At 44.2% G+C, this 19,324-nt stretch carries 19 protein-coding genes; 13 read left to right on the plus strand and 6 right to left on the minus strand.

Annotated elements, in window-relative coordinates; translation table 11 throughout:
- The first annotated feature begins 79 nt into the window (after positions 1–79).
- The 6 genes from ribBA to OCT63_RS01940 all read left to right on the plus strand — a co-directional run bounded on the left by ribBA (position 80) and on the right by OCT63_RS01940 (position 4,373).
- Complete coding sequence (gene ribBA, locus OCT63_RS01915; RefSeq protein WP_077680710.1) at positions 80–1,189, plus strand: bifunctional 3,4-dihydroxy-2-butanone-4-phosphate synthase/GTP cyclohydrolase II; 1,110 nt, start codon at positions 80–82, stop codon at positions 1,187–1,189.
- Positions 1,190–1,468: 279 nt separating this feature from the next.
- Positions 1,469–1,939 (plus strand): 6,7-dimethyl-8-ribityllumazine synthase, encoded by a 471-nt coding sequence (gene ribH / locus OCT63_RS01920; RefSeq protein ID WP_004741508.1) that lies wholly within the window; start codon positions 1,469–1,471, stop codon positions 1,937–1,939.
- Positions 1,939–2,406, plus strand: coding sequence for a transcription antitermination factor NusB (nusB, locus tag OCT63_RS01925; protein WP_017056253.1), 468 nt, complete (start codon positions 1,939–1,941; stop codon positions 2,404–2,406). Before ribH ends, nusB begins: the two co-directional genes overlap by 1 nt.
- Before the next feature lie 88 nt (positions 2,407–2,494).
- Complete coding sequence (thiL, locus tag OCT63_RS01930) at positions 2,495–3,469, plus strand: thiamine-phosphate kinase (protein ID WP_102507678.1); 975 nt, start codon at positions 2,495–2,497, stop codon at positions 3,467–3,469.
- Positions 3,469–3,978, plus strand: a complete 510-nt coding sequence (gene pgpA / locus OCT63_RS01935; RefSeq protein ID WP_060468368.1) for a phosphatidylglycerophosphatase A — start codon at positions 3,469–3,471, stop codon at positions 3,976–3,978. The genes thiL and pgpA overlap by 1 nt, the downstream gene beginning before the upstream one ends.
- Positions 3,979–4,013: 35 nt before the next feature.
- Positions 4,014–4,373 carry a putative quinol monooxygenase gene (locus OCT63_RS01940; RefSeq protein ID WP_161687213.1) on the plus strand — a complete coding sequence of 120 codons (360 nt, stop codon included), beginning with the start codon at positions 4,014–4,016 and terminating at the stop codon, positions 4,371–4,373.
- A 133-nt stretch (positions 4,374–4,506) separates the two neighbouring features.
- Here OCT63_RS01940 and dxs read toward each other — a convergent pair whose 3' ends face one another.
- From dxs to xseB, 3 genes are read right to left on the minus strand one after another with little or no spacing between them, the layout of a single operon-like run.
- Positions 4,507–6,390 carry a 1-deoxy-D-xylulose-5-phosphate synthase gene (gene dxs, locus OCT63_RS01945; protein ID WP_269983086.1) on the minus strand — a complete coding sequence of 628 codons (1,884 nt, stop codon included), beginning with the start codon at positions 6,388–6,390 and terminating at the stop codon, positions 4,507–4,509.
- 21 nt (positions 6,391–6,411) lie between these two features.
- The gene (gene ispA, locus OCT63_RS01950) at positions 6,412–7,299 is read right to left on the minus strand and encodes a (2E,6E)-farnesyl diphosphate synthase (protein WP_046223684.1); all 888 of its coding nucleotides are present in this window, start codon (positions 7,297–7,299) and stop codon (positions 6,412–6,414) included.
- 20 nt (positions 7,300–7,319) lie between these two features.
- Positions 7,320–7,562 carry an exodeoxyribonuclease VII small subunit gene (xseB, locus tag OCT63_RS01955; protein ID WP_029626968.1) on the minus strand — a complete coding sequence of 81 codons (243 nt, stop codon included), beginning with the start codon at positions 7,560–7,562 and terminating at the stop codon, positions 7,320–7,322.
- A gap of 297 nt (positions 7,563–7,859) precedes the next feature.
- Here xseB and pomA point away from each other — a divergent pair, with 297 nt between their 5' ends.
- The 7 genes from pomA to rlmM all read left to right on the plus strand — a co-directional run bounded on the left by pomA (position 7,860) and on the right by rlmM (position 15,019).
- Entirely contained in the window at positions 7,860–8,624 is a 765-nt protein-coding gene (gene pomA, locus OCT63_RS01960) for a flagellar motor protein PomA (RefSeq protein WP_269983087.1), read from the plus strand.
- Positions 8,625–8,636: 12 nt separating this feature from the next.
- On the plus strand, positions 8,637–9,584 hold the full coding sequence (locus OCT63_RS01965; RefSeq protein WP_060468365.1) for a flagellar motor protein MotB: 948 nt from the start codon (positions 8,637–8,639) through the stop codon (positions 9,582–9,584).
- Positions 9,585–9,928: 344 nt separating this feature from the next.
- The gene (thiI, locus tag OCT63_RS01970) at positions 9,929–11,377 is read left to right on the plus strand and encodes a tRNA uracil 4-sulfurtransferase ThiI (protein WP_161753715.1); all 1,449 of its coding nucleotides are present in this window, start codon (positions 9,929–9,931) and stop codon (positions 11,375–11,377) included.
- A gap of 641 nt (positions 11,378–12,018) precedes the next feature.
- Positions 12,019–12,927, plus strand: coding sequence for a transcriptional regulator GcvA (locus OCT63_RS01975; RefSeq protein ID WP_017056263.1), 909 nt, complete (start codon positions 12,019–12,021; stop codon positions 12,925–12,927).
- Positions 12,920–13,543 (plus strand): alpha/beta fold hydrolase, encoded by a 624-nt coding sequence (locus OCT63_RS01980; protein WP_161673861.1) that lies wholly within the window; start codon positions 12,920–12,922, stop codon positions 13,541–13,543. Before OCT63_RS01975 ends, OCT63_RS01980 begins: the two co-directional genes overlap by 8 nt.
- Positions 13,533–13,931 carry a DUF423 domain-containing protein gene (locus tag OCT63_RS01985; RefSeq protein ID WP_017632369.1) on the plus strand — a complete coding sequence of 133 codons (399 nt, stop codon included), beginning with the start codon at positions 13,533–13,535 and terminating at the stop codon, positions 13,929–13,931. Before OCT63_RS01980 ends, OCT63_RS01985 begins: the two co-directional genes overlap by 11 nt.
- Positions 13,928–15,019: a 23S rRNA (cytidine(2498)-2'-O)-methyltransferase RlmM gene (rlmM, locus tag OCT63_RS01990; protein ID WP_161687223.1), complete on the plus strand. Its 1,092-nt coding sequence runs from the start codon at positions 13,928–13,930 to the stop codon at positions 15,017–15,019. The genes OCT63_RS01985 and rlmM overlap by 4 nt, the downstream gene beginning before the upstream one ends.
- Positions 15,020–15,099: 80 nt before the next feature.
- On the opposite strand, the gene xni is transcribed toward rlmM, so the two are convergent.
- From xni to OCT63_RS02005, 3 genes are all read right to left on the minus strand, one after another.
- Positions 15,100–15,873 carry a flap endonuclease Xni gene (gene xni, locus OCT63_RS01995; RefSeq protein WP_137033802.1) on the minus strand — a complete coding sequence of 258 codons (774 nt, stop codon included), beginning with the start codon at positions 15,871–15,873 and terminating at the stop codon, positions 15,100–15,102.
- Between the two features lie 116 nt (positions 15,874–15,989).
- On the minus strand, positions 15,990–17,357 hold the full coding sequence (gene ppnN / locus OCT63_RS02000; protein WP_060468359.1) for a nucleotide 5'-monophosphate nucleosidase PpnN: 1,368 nt from the start codon (positions 17,355–17,357) through the stop codon (positions 15,990–15,992).
- Positions 17,358–17,644: 287 nt separating this feature from the next.
- The gene (locus OCT63_RS02005) at positions 17,645–19,210 is read right to left on the minus strand and encodes a GGDEF domain-containing protein (protein WP_269983088.1); all 1,566 of its coding nucleotides are present in this window, start codon (positions 19,208–19,210) and stop codon (positions 17,645–17,647) included.
- Positions 19,211–19,324: the final 114 nt, after the last annotated feature.

A 19,324-nucleotide genomic window follows, 5' to 3' on the forward strand; every position in this document is an offset into this window, starting at 1 on the left:
TTTGTAAATCAGAGCAATATCATCAGGTTTAAATAGTGTCGGTTCTAGGAAGCAGAACCATTTCAAAGGATATAGAACAATGCCAATTAGTACTCCTCAAGAAATTATTGAAGACATTCGCCTAGGAAAAATGGTTATCCTGATGGATGATGAAGATCGCGAAAATGAAGGCGATCTGATCATGGCAGCAGAACATGTCACGCCAGAAGCGATTAACTTCATGGCGATGTATGGCCGTGGCTTAATTTGTTTAACGCTGACAAAAGAGCGTTCAAGTCGCATGGGGCTAGCGCCTATGGTTCAAGACAACAACGCTCAGTACACGACGAACTTTACGGTTTCGATTGAAGCTGCTGAGGGCGTAACAACGGGTATTTCTGCGTCAGACCGCGCTGTTACCGTTCAAGCGGCTGTGGCAAAAGATGCGAAAGCGGCTGACTTAGTTCAACCTGGTCATATCTTCCCTCTGACGGCGCAAGAAGGTGGTGTTCTAACACGTGCAGGCCACACTGAAGCAGGTTGTGATTTAGCTCGTCTAGCAGGCTGTGAACCAGCATCTGTTATCGTTGAGATCCTAAATGACGACGGCACCATGGCACGTCGCCCTGATCTTGAAGTGTTTGCTGAAAAGCATGACATCAAGCTAGGCACTATTGCAGACTTGATCGAATACCGTAACAACACTGAAACAACGATTGAGCGTGTCGCACAATGTAACCTACCAACGGAGTTTGGTGATTTTGAGCTTGTGACTTACCGCGATACGATTGATAACCAAATCCACTACGCGATGCAAAAAGGTGACCTGTCTGTGGGCGCTCCTTTGGTGCGTGTTCACCTGCATGATACGTTCACTGATCTGCTTCATTCCGATCGTGGTACCGAGCGCAGCTGGTCGCTAGATAAAGCGATGAAGCGCATCGGTGACGAAGGCGGAGTGCTGGTTATTCTTGGTAATGAAGAATCGTCTGATTCTTTGATTTACAAAGTGAAGACATTCGAAGCACAAGATAAGAACGAGCAGCCAACTATGGCGAAGAAGCAGGGGACGTCGCGCCGTGTTGGGGTAGGTTCTCAGATTCTACAAGACTTAGGCGTTCATGATATGCGTCTATTGTCTTCAAGCACTAAGCGTTACCACGCACTGGGTGGTTTCGGTCTTAATGTGGTTGAATACGTTTGTGAGTAGTCACTCACATATCAGTTTGTAGCAACATAAATTAATGATGACTCTGCTTGCTCTTTTGGTAATAAATTAAGCCCAAAGAGCATAGTTGCTGAGCTCATTTTTAAGTGTGTTAAATGTGGCGGTGGGCTACTTGTGGTTCCTAGATGGTTCGGAGTCGCGCTGCTTTATCATCTTTGCATCTCCGGTGTCCGTTCTTCTAAATTAGCATTAGATATTGCTCACAGTTTTGTGCTAGAATCCGGCGATTCTCACTTTATGAAAATAGTTAAAGGAAGGCTTATGAAAGTGATCGAGGGTGGCTTCCCAGCGCCAAATGCAAAAATTGCTATCGTTATTGCTCGTTTCAACAGTTTTATTAACGAAAGTTTACTTTCTGGTGCAATCGATACTTTAAAGCGTCACGGACAAGTAAGCGAAGACAACATCACTGTTGTTCGTTGCCCTGGTGCAGTTGAACTTCCACTGGTAGCGCAGCGCGTTGCAAAAACAGGCAAGTTCGATGCGATTGTATCTCTTGGTACAGTTATCCGTGGTGGTACACCTCACTTTGACTATGTTTGTAGTGAATGTAATAAAGGTTTGGCACAAGTGTCTCTGGAATACTCTCTTCCAGTTGCGTTTGGTGTTCTTACCGTTGATACGATCGATCAAGCTATTGAACGCGCAGGGACCAAGGCTGGTAATAAAGGTGCAGAAGCAGCACTTAGCGCACTTGAGATGATCAACGTTCTTTCTGAAATCGATTCCTAATGGGGGCCAGTGTGAAACCAGCCGCACGTCGTAATGCACGTCAATTTGCTCTACAAGCAATTTATTCTTGGCAAATTACTAAAGAAAATATTGCTACCGTTGAAGAACAGTTCTTATCTGGTGGTAAGTATGATGAAGAAGAGCATCATGCTACAGAGCCTGCTCTAGCTATGCCTGAAACAGACGTTGCATACTTCCGCGACCTACTAACTGGTGTTGCTCTTAGCCACATGGAACTTGATAGCAAGCTTCGTCCATTCGTATCTCGCCCTATGCAAGATCTGGATTTGATGGAACTCGCGCTTCTACGTTTAGCTATGTACGAGATGACTCGTCGTGAAGATGTACCATACAAAGTGGTTATCAACGAAGCTATCGAACTTGCAAAAGTATTTGCAGCAGAAGACAGTCATAAGTTTATTAACGGTGTGCTTGATAAAGCTGCGCCGCACGTTCGTAAGAAATAATACGTTCGTTTATTGAATATAAAGGTCAGCTTTTATGCTGGCCTTTTTTGTTACTAAATTATTGTGAAATCTAAAGATAGGGCATGTGATGTCTGGCGAATTTAACCTTATTGAAAAATATTTTGTAAATCGACAACCACAACGTAAAGATGTACACCTGGCTGCGGGCGATGATTGTGCCTTGGTAAAAGCCCCAAGTAATGTTGAGATTGCGATCAGTACTGACACTTTAGTTGCAGGCACGCACTTCTTAGCGGAAGCGAACCCTGCTTGGGTCGCACACAAGGCTTTGGCTTCGAATATTAGCGATCTTGCTGCTATGGGGGCGACTCCGTCTTGGGTTTCACTTGCTTTGACCATGCCTGAGGTCGATGAAGAGTGGCTTGCTCCATTTTGTGATTCGTTTTTTAAACTCGCAGACTACTTTGGTATTCAGTTAATTGGTGGTGACACAACGAAAGGGCCACTAAGCCTGACACTGACGGTGCAAGGTTTTGTACCCGAAGGACGAGCACTACGCAGAGATGGTGCGAAAATCGGAGACTGGATTTACGTCACGGGTAATTTAGGCGATAGCAAAGCTGGGTTAGACGTGTTACTTAACCCCGAAAAGAACAAAGCGAAGCCTTATGCGTTAGAGCTTGAAGAGAGACACTACCTGAGCACTCCACGCGTTTTGGCAGGTCAGGCATTAGTGAATCTTGCCTCGTCTGCCATTGACATATCAGACGGTGTTATCGCCGACATAAAACATATCCTTAAGCGTTCTCAGGTTGGCGCTAGCATTGATGTTAGTTCGCTACCAATATCTTCTGAATTACGTCAATTCGCCCCTGATATTGAATCTGCCCAGCAATATGCCCTTACCAGTGGTGAAGAGTACGAACTGTGCTTTACTGTGCCTGAAGAAAATAAAGGTTCGTTGGAAAGTGCTTTATCGCACACTGGCACAAAAGTCACCTGCATTGGACAAATAAGACCTGTAGAATATTTTGAATTACACAATAATGGTGAACCGCTAAGCTGGGACTTAACTGGTTACGATCACTTTAAGGTTAATTGATGACAAACCCACTATCTCTTATTTCTCTTAAAAACCCTTGGCATCTGTTAGCAACGGGTTTTGGCAGTGGCTTATCGCCTATTATTCCTGGAACAATGGGTACGCTCGCGTCTATTCCATTGTACCTATTGTTGGTTCAATTACCTTTCCCTGCTTATATAGTAGCTGTTGTTATGAGTTGCATTATTGGTATCAAGATCTGCCAAGTGACGTCTGATGATATGGGCGTGCACGATCACGGTTCTATCGTATGGGATGAGTTTGCGGGTTTTTGGATTACCATGAGCCTAGTGCCGATGTTGAATATCCCTACTGATGATTGGAAGTGGTTATTCACTGGCTTTGTGTTATTTCGCTTTTACGATATGGTAAAACCATGGCCAATTGGTTGGCTAGATCAGCGAATCCACGGCGGTTGGGGCATTATGATTGATGATATTGTGGCGGGTCTTATGGCCGCTATCTCGCTGTATGCAGTTGCACATTTCGCTGGTTGGTTAGCTAATTAAAAATAGAAAATACCGAATAAGAACAAGGAATAACAATGTCTAAGAAAGTTTATTGTGTTGCTCAGTTTCAGCCAAAAGAAGGTAAATTGAACGCGCTGTTTGACGTATTAAAATCGCTAGAACCGAATACTCTGCGTGAAGATGGTTGTATTCAATACACAGTGACTCGTCATATTCAGAGCCCATTTGCAGAAGGGGATAGCTTTCCTATCGCGTTCAACGAAATTTGGGCGGATAACGAAGCGTTTGAAGCGCACTGCCAACGTCGTGAAATTCAACAGTTCTTCCAAGAGCAGTGTGTTGAAGAGACTGGCTTGGTTGAGAACTTCAATGTGGCTATCTACTCTGATGAGCCAGAGAACTACGACGCACCTGTGCTTAAGCCATGTTACTAAGCAGGTTTAATAGCGAATAACTAACAGCTAAACAGCTAAACAGCGAATAGTTAATGAGTTAGCAGATACAAAAAAGGTTGACCTTAAGGTCAACCTTTTTTGTTTTGTAGCTTATGTCATTTGCTTGTGAAAGCTATTTAGCAAGGTAATCAGAGATAGACTTCTCAATGCCTTTCGCGTCTAAGCCAAGCTCTTCGTGCAGTTCACCTTGTGTACCTTGAGCAATAAACTTGTCTGGTAGGCCAAGATTCAATACAGGCATTAGCAGCTTCTCTTGCATCAAGAATTCAACCACCCCTGTGCCCGCACCACCTGCGATTGCGTTTTCTTCGATTGTTACAAGTACATCGTGGTCAGCGGCAAGTTGTTTGATCAGAGCTTCGTCTAGCGGCTTCACAAAACGCATATCTGTAACCGTCGCATCAATAGCGTCAGCGGCTTGAAGTGCACTCTCAAGGAAAGTACCGAAGCTTAGGATAGCGACTTTCGAACCATCTTTTGCTTTTGCACTTTCGCGAACGATACGACCTTTACCAATCTCAAGCGCAGTAAATTCACTTTGAATCTCAGTACCCATACCATTACCTCGAGGGTAACGAACGGCACTTGGACCTGTGTGTTGGTGGCCTGTGTATAGCATTTGGCGACACTCGTTTTCGTCGCTTGGCGCCATGATCACCATGTTTGGAATGCAGCGCATGAAGCTTAAGTCGAACGCACCTTGGTGTGTTTGACCATCGGCGCCAACAAGACCTGCACGGTCAATCGCAAACATCACCGGTAAATCCATGATAGCCACATCGTGGATAAGTTGATCGTAGCCACGTTGTAGGAACGTCGAGTAGATAGCCACAATTGGCTTATCGCCAGCAATCGCCATACCGGTTGCTAGCGTCACTGCGTGCTGCTCAGCAATCGCAACATCGAAGTATTGCTCTGGGTACTCTTTCGAAAAACGCACCATGCCAGAACCTTCACGCATCGCTGGCGTGATCGCCATTAGCTTCGGATCCTGCGCGGCCATATCACACAGGAAGTCGCCAAAAATCTTAGAAAAAGTTGGTTTAGAGCTGGTACTCTTAGGCAGACTTGAGTGAGCAGGAGCGAACTTAGGTACGGCGTGATAACCAATTGGGTCTTTCTCTGCTGGTTCGTAGCCTTTGCCCTTCTTGGTCATGATATGCAGGAACTGAGGGCCTTTAAGGTCTCTCATGTTCTTCAGCGTTTTAATCAACTCATTCACATCGTGACCGTCAACTGGACCAATGTAGTTAAAGCCTAATTCTTCAAACATGGTGCCAGGAACAACCATGCCTTTTAGGTGTTCTTCTGTACGACGAACTAGCTCTTTAATCGGCGGAACGCCAGATAGCACTTTCTTGCCGCCCTCACGAATAGACGTGTAAAGACTGCCAGAAAGAACTTGAGCTAGGTGGTTGTTTAGAGCCCCTACGTTTTCAGAGATCGACATCTCGTTATCGTTAAGGATAACCAGCATGTCATTGTGAATATCGCCCGCGTGGTTCATCGCTTCGAATGCCATACCTGCGGTAATCGCGCCATCACCAATCACACTCACGACTTTACGATTCTTGCCTTCTTTCTTAGCACTGATTGCCATGCCGAGAGCAGCACTGATCGACGTTGAAGAGTGACCAACAGAAAGCGTGTCGTATTCGCTCTCTTGACGCCATGGAAATGGGTGCAGTCCATCTTTTTGACGAATAGTCGACAGACGGTTACGACGGCCAGTAAGGATTTTGTGCGGGTATGCTTGGTGGCCAACATCCCAAACTAATTGGTCAAAAGGTGTGTTGTACACGTAGTGCAGAGCCACTGTTAGCTCTACCGTACCTAAGCCTGACGCTAAGTGACCACTTGACTGGCTCACTGAGTTAAGAAGATAGGTGCGTAATTCATCACAAAGCTGTGTTAGCGTCTCTTTTGGAAGAAGACGCAAATCCTCTGGCTTATCAGCCAAAGCAAGAGTTGGGTACTTTGATATATCAAGAGTCATAGGTAATGCGCGCTTATTGTCTTAGTTCTTGCGCTCGATGACGTATCGGGCGAACTCTTCGAGTAACTGGGTATTGTATGGGATTGCAGCCAAAGCTTGAAGCGCTTCCTGTAGCAGAGTGTGCGCTTTTTCTTGAGCGCCCTCTAAACCTAACAAAGAAGGGTAGGTACTTTTGTTTAAATTTTGGTCAGAACCCTGTGGCTTACCCAACGTTTCGGTATCGCTAGTGATATCTAAGATATCGTCTTGAACTTGGAAGGCTAGCCCGATGGCGTCGGCATACTTGTCTAATTGAGGCAGTACTTCAAACGCTTTCTCACCAGCAGAAAGTGCACCTAAACGAATTGCACTTTTCATCAGAGCACCTGTTTTATTACGGTGAACTTCTTCCAGCTCTTCTAGCGTAACAGCGCGGTTTTCTGCTTCAATATCAAGTGCTTGACCAATGCACATACCTTGAGCTCCAGAGGCTTCAGCTAGGCGTTGAATCATTCGAACGCGATTGCTTTCCCCGTCAGCACTTAATGTGCCTTCCGCAAGTATAGTAAACGCGAGAGTTTGTAGCGCATCGCCAGTTAAAATTGCTGTCGCTTCATCGTATTTGATATGGCAAGTCTGATGGCCGCGACGAAGGTCGTCATCGTCCATTGCTGGAAGATCGTCGTGAATCAGAGAATAGGCATGAATACATTCGATTGCAGAAGCTGGAGTATCGAGTTCTTCAGCGGTGCAGCCGAGCATCTCCCCTGTAATGTAGACAAGAAATGGACGTGCGCGTTTGCCGCCTAAAAGTAATCCATAACGCATCGCGTTGATAAGATTCTGATTTTGGTGAGGCAAGCGATCAAGCCAAAGGTTCAGTTGCTCGTTATTACGTGCTTGATAAGACAATAATAAAGTCTCGATCATAGGGGATCTCATACAATTCGTTATTCAGGTAGTGGGTGAAAGTCACTAAGTTCTGCATTTTCGTCATTTTGCAGTAGGATACTGACACGCTGTTCAGCATCGTTTAGTTTACTTTGACCAGCACGAGCGAGGGAGATACCTCGTTCGAATTTTTTTAGCGCATCATCTAAAGCTAGATCACCATTTTCTAGTTGATCAACCAAGCCATCAAGCTCTTCGATTGCCGCTTCAAAGCTCATATTTTCAGGTTTCTTAGTCGCCATAATAAATCTGCGTTTGGAAAGATGAACGAACGTTACCCTAGGCCGCAGATATGGTCAAATGTAACCAATAAATTTTGCTATAAAGTTCGTTTTTAAGAGGCTTGAACTTACTTTGGTTGAATAACCTTAGCTTTATCGAGTTTATGCGCTATGGATAAGAGTAAAGTAAGCCAATAGTTGTGATTCAAAAACGAAAAGTGTGATACTTAGGCCAAGAATTGACTAAAAGATCTTATAGTCTGGCCGATAAGAAGATTATCGTCGACGTAGAACTACAAAAAGCATGAGGAGTGCTCAGTGGATTTAGCAACCCTAATAGGTTTAATTGGTGGATTTGCCTTTGTAATCATGGCAATGATCCTAGGTGGTAGCCTCGGGATGTTCTATGACACGACATCCATTTTTATCGTGATTGGTGGTTCAACATTTGTTGTTCTAATGAAGTTCACCATGGGGCAGTTCTTTGGTGCGGCTAAAATTGCTGGTAAAGCATTTATGTTTAAAGCCGATGAGCCTGAAGATCTGATCGCTAAAGTGGTAGAGATGGCAGATGCTGCACGTAAAGGTGGCTTCTTGGCACTTGAAGAGATGGAAATCAGCAACAGTTTTATGCAAAAGGGTATCGACTTATTGGTGGATGGCCATGATGGTGATGTGGTTCGTGCTGCACTACAAAAGGATATATCGTTAACCACAGAGCGTCACGAGCAAGGCGCGAAAGTATTCTCTGCCTTTGGTGATGTTGCGCCTGCAATGGGGATGATTGGAACCCTGGTTGGTCTGGTAGCCATGCTTTCGAACATGGATGATCCAAAAGCCATCGGGCCTGCGATGGCGGTTGCGCTTTTAACCACGCTTTATGGTGCAATCCTATCGAATATGGTGTTCTTTCCAATTGCAGATAAACTTGCGCTGCGTCGCGACCAAGAAACACTGAACCGTCGTCTGGTTATGGATGGTGTGTTAGCGATTCAAGATGGTCAGAACCCACGAGTGATTGATGGTTACCTGAAGAGCTACCTAAATGAAGGTAAACGTACTATTGATGGTGAACCGGCGTAAGAGGAATTGAAGATGGATGAAGAGAATCCATGTAAATGTCCTCCTCCAGGGTTACCTCAATGGATGGGGACATTTGCTGACTTGATGTCACTGCTAATGTGTTTCTTTGTACTGCTGCTTTCGTTTTCAGAAATGGATGTATTGAAGTTCAAGCAAATTGCAGGATCGATGAAGTTTGCGTTTGGTGTACAAAATCGTTTGGAAGTGAAAGATATCCCGAAAGGGACCAGCATCATTGCCCAAGAGTTTCGTCCTGGTCGCCCAGAGCCGACACCGATTGATGTAATCATGCAACAGACCATTGATATTACGCAGCAGACGCTGGAGTTTCATGAAGGTGAATCTGAGCGAGCGGGCGGTACAATGCGTGACCAAGGCAAGATGACGGGAGGGAAGTCACCAGAAGTTTCCACTCACGACAATCAAAACTCGGAATCGGACCAGCAGCAACAGCAAGCTGAAGCTCAATCGCAAGAGATGGAAACCTTGATGGAGAGTATCAAGAAGGCGCTAGAACGGGAAATCGATCAAGGTGCGATTGAGGTTGAAAATCTCGGCCAACAGATCGTTATTCGTATTCGTGAAAAAGGCGCATTCCCATCCGGCTCTGCATTTTTGCAGCCGAAGTTTAGACCTTTAGTCAGACAAGTTGCAGAGTTAGTGAAAGATGTTCCGGGTATCGTTCGAATCTCTGGGCATACTGATAATCAACGGCTTGATTCCGACCTTTATCGCTCTAATTGGGACTTATCATCACAACGAGCAGTCTCTGTCGCTCAAGAGATGGAAAAAGTTCGCGGTTTCTCTCATCAACGTTTGAGAGTGCGTGGTATGGCTGATACTGAACCCGTAGAGCCCAATGATACAGAATGGCAACGCAGCCTAAACCGCCGTGTAGAGATCAGTATCATGCAGGGTGAACCACTTTACAGTGAAGAAGTCCCAGTTATTTCTGAGTAGTATCAAGTGATTGAATGAACCAGAAAGCCCAACTTTATGATGAAGTTGGGCTTTTTCTTTTTATTCATTTAGTTTCTTTGTGTTATTGGTTTGTCATCGACTGATTGCGGGTTGGTGCATCTATCAAACTATTGATGGCAAACAGAGACGCTATTTTTAATAAGGTGCGTATTTATTAATGGTGCTCAAGCAAGCACTCTTTTCCTTGTTTCACTTTCTCATGTATAATTCGCGCCCTTAGATTTAGATATGATCTACTCTTGCTTAAAGTGCTGTGTAAATTGTCTAATTTACTTGGCGAAGAGCCTTTTAAAAATTTTGAACATTAATGTTGTGAAAGTACTATGAAATTTATTGTTAAGCCCCATCCGGAAATTTTTGTAAAAAGTGAATCGGTGCGTAAGCGCTTCACAAGGATTCTAGAGTGCAACATTCGTAACGTTATTCAGCGTCGCTGTGAAGGTGTTGCGGTATTTAACCGTCGCGACCACATCGAAGTAACATCAGAAAGTGATAAGTACTACTCAGAAGTGTTAGAGGCATTGACTCACACGCCGGGTATTCATCATTCTCTAGAAGTACAACAGTCAGAATTTAAAGACTTACACGATATCTATGAGCAAGTACTAGAACGTAGCCGTGCTGACATTGAAGGCAAGACTTTCTCTGTCCGTGCTAAGCGTCGTGGTAAGCATGACTTTACGTCTATCGAGCTAGAGCGCTACGTAGGCGGTGGCTTAAATCAAGCGGTTGAGTCAGCGAAAGTTCGACTTAAGAACCCTGATGTGACCGTTAAGGTTGAAGTGGCTAACGACAAACTTAACCAAGTACTCGCTCGTCATAAAGGCCTTGGTGGCTTCCCTCTTGGTACTCAAGAAGATCTACTCAGCTTGATCTCTGGCGGCTTCGACTCTGGTGTCTCAAGCTACCTGCACATCAAACGTGGTTCTAAGGTTCACTACTGTTTCTTTAATCTTGGTGGCCCTGCGCACGAGATTGGCGTTAAACAAGTGGCTCACTACCTATGGAACAAATACGGTTCATCGGCAAAAGTGAAGTTCATCTCTGTGGATTTCGAACCTGTTGTTGCTGAGATCCTTGAGAACGTAGAAGACGGCCAAATGGGCGTTGTTCTTAAGCGTATGTTCATGCGTGCTGGTGGTATGGTTGCAGAGCGTTTTGGTATTGAAGCGCTAGTCACAGGTGAAGCATTGGGTCAGGTTTCTAGCCAAACGCTAACCAATCTTCGTCACATCGATAACGTGACAGATACGTTGATCCTTCGCCCGCTTATTAACTGGGACAAAGAAGACATCATCGATCTTTCTCGTATTATTGGTACTGAAGACTTCGCAAAAGTAATGCCAGAGTACTGTGGTGTTATCTCTAAGAAGCCAACCGTGAAAGCGAAGAAAGGCAAGCTTGAAGCAGAAGAAGCTAAGTTTAACTTTGAAGTGCTGGATCAAGTGATTGAGAACGCTCGTGTTATGGATATCCGTGACATTGAGAAAGAGAGCCAAGAGCAAGCGCCTGAAGTTGAACAAGTTGAGGCTGTAGCTGAGCACGCTATCGTTCTTGATATCCGTAGCCCAGACGAAGAAGACGAAAGCCCATTAGAGATCGAGGGTGTTGAAGTTAAGCACATTCCGTTCTTCAAGCTGTCGACTCAATTTGGTGACCTTGATCAATCGAAAGAGTACTTGCTGTATTGTGACCGTGGTGTAATGAGCCGTCTACAGGCACTTTACCTACAAGAGCAAGGCTTCCATAACGTTAAGGTTTACCGCCCTTAGTGTGGTGTTAACCGAATAGTTAAATATTTGCAAAGCCGCTTACTGAAAAGTAAGCGGCTTTTTTGTTTTCTATGATGAATGATTTACAGTCATCAGAAACAGGAGTGAGTGTGGTGTGTTGTATTCTGAAGTGATGGGTTTAGCTGGTTTCTGAGTGGCTGAAAAGTGTGAGTATCTTGATCTATTCTGTTACTTTTTAATGCAACTCAATGTTTCTATTTGTATGTGTTCAGTTGATTATTTGAGTGGATGTCTGATTCTGTGATTAACGATGAAAAATAATAAAGATTAATTAGCACAGCTATTGATAAACTTGTTGTTGTTTTTCTTTGAACATAAAAAAACACCGCCATAAAGGCGGCGTAAACAAATTTGACAGACAGGTCAAAATAAATACAGGAAGTACATGCTTCGTTCCAGTATAGAACTGCAACAAAGCATTTGGTAGAACTCTACCCAACTCGAAAAGAACGAGTTTGCAAACACAACATCGCAGGAGCTAAACCAATTGATTCTGGAGAGAATCAAGCCGTTCAGGCTAGCTGCTGCGGGATGAAATATAGAATTTCTCTGGCCGCTAGGCAATGGACAAATTATAATGTTTCAGATAAAAAAAACTAATGCTTATTTAGAGAGTAACTATGTCTCGTCGATTACCCCCATTAAACTCATTAAGAGTGTTTGAAGCCGCTGCTCGACACTTGAGTTTTACGCGTGCTGCAGAAGAGTTGTTTGTTACCCAAGCTGCGGTAAGCCACCAGATCAAAGCACTTGAAGAGTTCTTATCTTTGAAGCTTTTTCGTCGAAGAAACCGTTCTTTGTTGCTGACTGAAGAAGGTCAAAGTTACTTCTTAGACATCAAAGATATTTTTACTTCATTAGCAGAAGCGACGGATAAAGTGCTTGAGCGAAGTGAAAAGGGCGCCTTAACTATCAGTTTACCGCCAAGCTTTGCTATTCAGTGGTTAGTGCCAAGGCTTGCCGATTTTAATCAGCAAGAACCTGATATTGATGTACGAATCAAAGCCGTTGATATGGATGAAGGCTCACTGACCGATGATGTCGATGTCGCAATTTACTATGGTCGAGGTAATTGGCCTGGGCTAAGAGCCGATAAGCTTTATCAAGAATATCTGATTCCTCTTTGTTCTCCTTCAGTGTTACTTGGCACAAAACCATTAGAGTCTTTAAGTGACTTAGCATGTCATACGCTACTGCACGATACCTCTCGAAAGGATTGGAAACAGTTCGCTAAGCAAAATAGTATTGAAGGTGTCAACGTTAATCACGGTCCGATCTTCAGTCACTCAACTATGGTGCTACAAGCGGCAGCCCATGGCCAAGGGATTGCACTGGGCAATAACGTTTTAGCACAACCTGAAATTGAGGCTGGTCGCTTGATCGCGCCATTTGACGAAGTCTTGGTTAGCAAGAATGCTTTCTATGTGGTGTGTCATGAGAAACAAGCTGACATGGGACGTATCGCCACCTTTCGCGACTGGATGCTGGCTAAAGCACAAAGTGAACAAGAGGATTTGCTGGATGAATAACGTCATTATTGATGGTGAAACTAACCCTATCACCTTTGTCTTTGCACATGGTGCTGGCGCAGGTATGGATCATGAATTCATGCAGTCGGTGGCAAAAGGGTTAGCCTTTAAAGGGATACGAGTGATTCGTTTTAATTTCCCTTATATGATTAAACGTGCTGAAGATGGCAAGCGTCGTCCACCAGACAGAGCCCCTAAGCTGCTTGAAGCCTACCAAGAGATTATCGAGCAGTGTGATGCTGATAAGCTTGTGATTGGCGGTAAGTCGATGGGAGGACGCATGGCGAGCCATTTATCTGAATTGGATAAAGTGGCTGCGATGGCGTGTTTGGGGTTCCCTTTCCATCCGCCGGGTAAGCCTGAGAAATACAAGGGCGAACATCTCGCTGAGTTAGCAAAGCCGTGTCTCATTTTACAAGGCGAGCGCGATACCTTTGGTAAGCGTGAAGAGTTTGCTGACTTCAACCTATCTGGTTCAATTCGAGTCGAATTTATTCCTGATGGCGACCACAGCTTCAAGCCGCGTAAAAGCTCTGGTTACACAGAACAGCAGAACATTGCCTTAACCGTTGAAAAGCTATCCGCGTTTATCAAAGAGGTGTTGAATGAAAAGTAAGTATTTACTCACTTTCGCAGGTATTTCTGGTGCGATAGCTGTGATGCTTGGGGCATTTGCCGCGCACGGTTTAAAAGCTATTTTACCTGAGTATCTGCTGGGTGTGTTTGAAACTGGTGTTCAGTACCAGTTTATCCATACGCTCGCGATATTGGCGTGTGGCGCTCTGCTACAGATGAAACTTGGCGCTAAATCACAAAAATATTTTTTCATTGCGGCAATTTGCTTTATCATCGGCATCCTTTGTTTTAGTGGCAGCCTTTATGGGTTAGCACTGACAGGAATAAAATGGTTTGGCCCTATCACTCCGTTTGGTGGTCTACTATTTATCATTGGTTGGGGAGTCTTCTCCTTCGCTGCTTTGAATATAAAAGAGGTAACTCAGTGAAACACGTACTACTTTATTGTCGCTCTGGTTTTGAAAAAGAATGTGCTGGCGAAATTCAAGACAAGGCAACACAACTGGAAGTGTTTGGTTTTCCTCGCTTAAAGAGCAATACAGGCTTTGTATTGTTTGAATGTTACCAAGCAGGTGAAGCTGATAAGCTGATTAAAGAGATCGATTTCCAAACGCTGATCTTTGCTCGCCAAATGCTGGCAGTGGCTGTAGAAATTAAAGACTTACCAATCGATGATCGTATCTCTCCAATTCTTGAGGCGCTTTCTGAAAAAGAAGATTTCCCACGATGTGGTGATATCCGTATCGAAACACCAGATACTAACGAAGCTAAAGAGCTTTTGAAGTTTTGCCGTAAGTTCACTGTGCCGATGCGTCAAGCAATGCGTGGTAAAGGCTTGATGACTGCGAAAGATAACGCTAAGAAGCCAGTGCTTCACTTGTGCTTTATCGCACCAGGCCATTGCTTCGTTGGTTACTCATACCCAACTAATAACTCACAGTTCTTCATGGGCATTCCTCGTTTGAAATTCCCATCAGATGCCCCAAGCCGTTCTACATTGAAGCTAGAAGAAGCCTTCCACGTATTCATCCCTCGTGATGAGTGGGACGAACGTCTAGCTCCGGGGATGTGGGGTGTGGATTTAGGTGCGTGTCCAGGTGGTTGGACTTACCAATTGGTTAAGCGTTCGATGTTCGTTCACTGTGTTGATAATGGCATGATGGCAGACAGCTTAATGCAAACGGGTCAAGTTAAGCACCACATGGTGGATGGTTTTAAGTTTGAACCTGACCGTAAGAACGTAACGTGGATTATTTGTGACATGGTTGAGAAGCCAGCTCGTGTTGCTCACTTAATGGGTGAATGGATCATCAAAGGTTGGGCGAAAGAAGCACTGTTCAATCTTAAACTGCCGATGAAAGGCCGTTACGATGAAGTACTGCAGGATATCGAGAACCTAAAAGTGTTCCTTATTGAGAACAAAGTGAAGTTCAAGATGCAAGCTAAGCATCTTTACCATGATCGCGAAGAGATCACGGTACATATTCAATCACTTTCAAATATCTCACCACACTAATATTGTTGTTAGTGCCAGTGATAAAGAAAATGCTCCTTTAAGGGGCATTTTTAGTTTCTGAGTCGGTGCATCATAGAGAATTAAGCGTTTGCTTCGTAGCGAATATCTTGCAGGTTAAACCCTAAGTCAATATCGGTCTTTAAGGCTGAAACCAACTTGCAGGTACGTGCGGATTCGATATGTTCATCGAATTTTTTACGATATTTCTTTGGTAGTTCTTCAGATTGGAATGCCGTTTCGATATCCGGGTAGGTGGTCAATATCTCTTTGGCTGCTTTTGGCCCAATACCAGGGATCCCCGGAACTTGACTTGAGCTTACTCCTGCTAATCCCCAATAATCAGCGAGTTGTTCAGGGTTGACACCAAATTCAGATTCAATGAAGGGTTTGTCTAACCAGCGGTGTTGGAAGTAATCACGGATCTGTAGTGTTGGTGATAATAGTTGGCAATAGCCCTTATCCGTAGAGATTATAGTGACCTTTTCTCCATGATCAGCCACTTTTTTGGCGAGGGTTGCCACCAAATCATCCGCCTCATCTCCATCGGATAGCAGAGAGTCAATGCCTAGTTCCCACCATGCTTGCTGGATCGCATCAAGGCCTTTCATCAATGGCTCTGGCATCGGCTTACGGTTTTGTTTGTAAGTAGGCAGAATTTCAGCACGCCAGCCTCGATCTTGCTCATGATGATCAAATACTGCGATGATATGAGTTGGCTGCGACTCATTTAAAATTCGATTTAAAGTTTGCGTGGTTGTGGTGATGGTTCTTGCTATATCGGCTGGGTCCGGCTGAACTGAGTGCACGCGTCGGATGAGGTTTAAAGCATCGATAATAACAAGATGGATAGACATAAGTTTCCAATAAATAAGGGGTTGCTAGCCCCTTATAGTACCGTATCACTTCGTGAGTTGAAACGTTAGCGACGTAAACGTCATGACTTGTTCATTTGGCTGTAGCGAATGGCTTGCTATCGAATATTTGGCGCAATTTTATAACAAGGAACGTAGTCCGTGTCGCCGGGTAATTTCATCCTATGTTGTTCCACAAAGTCATTCAGCAGCAGATCCATTTTGGTCATCAGTTCTTTATCGCCATCAATAAGGAATGGACCGTATTTTTCTATCTCTCGAATACTTTCGGCTTTGACATTACCAGCCACAATTCCTGAGAACGCTTTACGTAAATTAGCCGCAAGGCTTTCTTTTCTTTGATCCATGTGAAGGTCGAGTGCCGCCATAGATTCATGAGTAGGAGCGAATGGCAGTTGGAACTCTGGTTCAATATGCAGTGACCAGTTGTAGCTGTATGCATCGCCGGTCTCTTTACGGTGTGAACGTACGCTCGACATGGCTTGTTTCATGATCTTAGCGGCGCGCGCTGGGTCATCAATCACAATTTCGTAGTGTTTTTGTGCTTCTTCCCCTAAGGTTTCACTGATGAACTTATCAATCGAACGGAAGTAAGCTTCGCTCTCTTTCGAGCCAGTCAAAACAATAGGCATAGGTTGATCGGCATTATTTGGGTGCATCATGATCCCTAATATGTACAAAAGCTCTTCGGCAGTACCAGGGCCGCCAGGGAAAATAATGATGCCATGTGCCATACGAACGAAGGCTTCGAGACGTTTCTCAATGTCTGGCATGATCACCAGCTCGTTTACTATGGGATTTGGCGGCTCGGCTGCAATGATTGAAGGTTCGGTAAGCCCTAAATAACGATGGTTAGTATAACGTTGCTTAGCGTGGCCAATTGCAGCGCCTTTCATTGGGCCTTCCATTGCGCCCGGTCCACAACCAGTACAAATGTTCAGTTCTCGTAAACCTAATTCATTACCGACTTCGCGAGTGTATTGATATTCAGTCGCGTTAATCGAGTGACCACCCCAACAAACAATGAGGTTCGGTTCAATTCCTTGAGTTAGTGCTCCCGCGTTTCTCAAAATACTAAACACAAGGTTAGTAATGTGGGTGGCATTGGTTAGGTTGAGTCGTTGGTTGTCGGCCAAATGCATATTGACGTAAACAATGTCACGCAGCACTGAAAACAGGTGTTCTTGGATACCCTTGATGATCGCGCCATCGACAAAGGCATTCTCGGGTGGGTTGCTCAATTCGAGTTTAATACCACGCTCTCGACGCAGTACCTCAACATCAAACGATTGATACTTGTCGAGTAACTCCTTGGCGTTGTCGGTGTGGCTACCTGAGTTGAGTACCGCTAACGTACAGTTACGATACAGTTGGTACAGATCGCTAGATGCGGTTTTCTTAAGGCGCTCAACTTCAAGTTGAGAAAGTAAGTCCATGCTACCAGTAGGGCTAATATGAGTGATCATAATGCCTCCTTGCTGAAAAGAGCTGAGGCGACTTTGAAGTGACCCTCTAGCTCGAGAGTGAGAAGCAAACGTTGAAAGTGTTTGGTTAAAGGTGAGAGAGTTAACCAGACGAAACGGATACGACAGCGTTGCTTAATGGATTATATAAACTTGCTTAAGAGCGTATATACAGCATTGCTTGCCAAGATGTTTGTTAAGCGAATGTAATCATTAGCTTAGCAAACATTGAGGAAATTAGTATGTGATAAGTATTTGAAAAAATGAAATAAATTAAATTTGGAGCTGGATTAGTACCGAACAAGTTGGTTTGTACCGCGTTGTTTTGCTTTATTTAACGTTTTATTTAGCCTCTCTAATACTTCTTCAGGTGTATCTGACTCTTTAAATTGAGTACTTGCTGCACACAAAGTAATAGTGATTTGCTGGTCTCGGAATTTAAATGGTAGGCGACTGACTTGAGTTTGGATATTTTGAATCAATTGATGGCAGTATTCATCGTTTTGCTCTGGTAGCAATAAGATAAACTCTTCACCAGAAAAACGAGCTACGGTATCGGTCGTCCCCGTTTCTTTGGTGATGGTTCTTGCGATGACTTTGAGTGCTTTGTCACCAGCCATATAGCCAAAACTATCGTTAATGGCTTTGAAGTTGTCGATGTCCAGCAGTACCACTTGTAGTGCATGTTGCGCGCGAATCCAACGGCGATATTCAAGCTCTAAGCGATCGGTAAAGGCCGTTCGATTGTAGACTTTAGTCAGAGGATCAAGCAGCATTCGCTGAGCCTGATCTTCCAAACGTTTTCGGTAATCCTGAGTCACCTCATAGAGAGAGTCTAACTGAGTTTTTCCGTAACTCATTCTCTCTATCAGAGCTTGTTCTTTCTGCTCTGCGTGATTAAGCCTTTCTGAAAGGGAGGCGATTTCACGAAGCAACGGGTTTATCGACTGCTTTAAATTATCAATGTCCGTAGCTTTATCAACAGAATTCAGGCTCTTAGTTACAAGATGGTTTAACTCAGAATTTAGACCTTGGCGGTGTTCAAAGTAGCTTTGGCTTTGGTCTGCATTTTGGTCTGCTGTTTTGATACTGGAAGCGAGTGATGTGTTGAGTTGCTCGATAAATTGCTCAGATTTTTTTCGTTCTAAGTTGGTGCCTTCGATAACCTGTTTAAGGATCTGAAGTGTTAGTTCAAGTAGGTTTTGTACTGAAACACCAAGTAGCAATTTCGCTCGAATATCGGTAAGCAGATCGCCTGATTCACCTTCGAAGTCGAGTTCAGTGATCAGATGCTGTAATTCTGTCGATAAATCGGAAAGTAATTCTTGCTCGGGCGTTTGTGTAGCTTCGGCAAAATGAGTCGGTGAGTTATTTGCCATAATCTTTATGGCACGTTCATAAATGCCGAGGAGTTTCATGGCATGATCGACTTTCTGGCTGCCATTGCATTCAGAGAAACTCAGTAAGTTACGTAGGTCGCGTTTTAGCTGAGCGGGAAGTCCAGTTATACGTTGTAACGTCTCACCACTGTGCTTAATACTATCGTCTAGATACCCGTTCTGTTTATCCATAGCCAACGTTTTCTGCTTAAGCATCCTCTCTAAGACTGCCAACTTTGGGATCATTGAGCTAATGTCTTTTTGATTTTCTAACTCTTCTCTAAGAGCAATGAGGTTTTCATCTAAATGACTGTTACTGCCAACACATGCATCACTCAAAGATGTGACAATACGCTTTAGAACTTTCTGCTCTCTCATAAACTTGAACGAGGTGTCTCTTTGCGTCAAACGAACTTGCTCTAACTGAAACTTCAGTTGGTGGAGTTGCGCCTGAATGTCTTTTTCAAGAATGCCCATAGATGTATTAATTAGCGCCGCGTAGATCGGTCATGATCATGTAGTGAAGTTCCGTTGCATCAATAATAACAAAACTAAAAATAAGGTCACGACTTACCAGTATTAACCGCTCGC

The sequence above is a fragment of the Vibrio sp. RW genome, from assembly GCF_027587105.1.
GTDB classification, from domain to species: Bacteria; Pseudomonadota; Gammaproteobacteria; order Enterobacterales; family Vibrionaceae; genus Vibrio; species Vibrio toranzoniae.